This window comes from Yersinia sp. 1252 StPb PI, assembly GCF_048593885.1.
Taxonomy (GTDB): domain Bacteria; phylum Pseudomonadota; class Gammaproteobacteria; order Enterobacterales; family Enterobacteriaceae; genus Yersinia; species Yersinia enterocolitica_E.
Genome location: NZ_JAZGQE010000522.1, coordinates 1 through 363, shown reverse-complemented (window position 1 = coordinate 363; position 363 = coordinate 1). Strand labels below are relative to the sequence as shown.

Below are 363 nucleotides of genomic sequence, written 5' to 3'. Positions count from 1 at the left end.
CAGGCATTGAGTTAGTGCAGATGATACGCAAAGGACCGCTTCAGCATCCTGCCAAGGAGGTTTTATCACCGGCAGAACAATTTTATCTGCTGGCCGCTTGAAAAACCGGCAGCGCAACTTTTGCTAACTTGCCTACGCTAATGCGACAGAGCCCCTTTGCTTAAACTTTAGCGGTGGGTCATCGAGTCAGAGCGAGAATGATATTTATAAGACATACAGCACATAAATAAAATTTATATGTTTCTTCATGATTTTTTTGGTCGTAACATCAATGTTCGTTTTGTGTAGGATATTTTAAATGTATGGACCGTGAAATAAATATAAATAACATAGTAATATTGATTGGCCAAGATGTTATTGGCA

Annotated in this window: 1 pseudogene; it reads left to right on the top strand. The window is 39.1% G+C overall.

Features of this window, described 5'->3' with window-relative positions:
* Nucleotides 1–101 (top strand): annotated as a pseudogene (locus tag V2A85_RS24590) (IS6 family transposase); the annotation flags it as partial.
* Nucleotides 102–363: the final 262 nt, after the last annotated feature.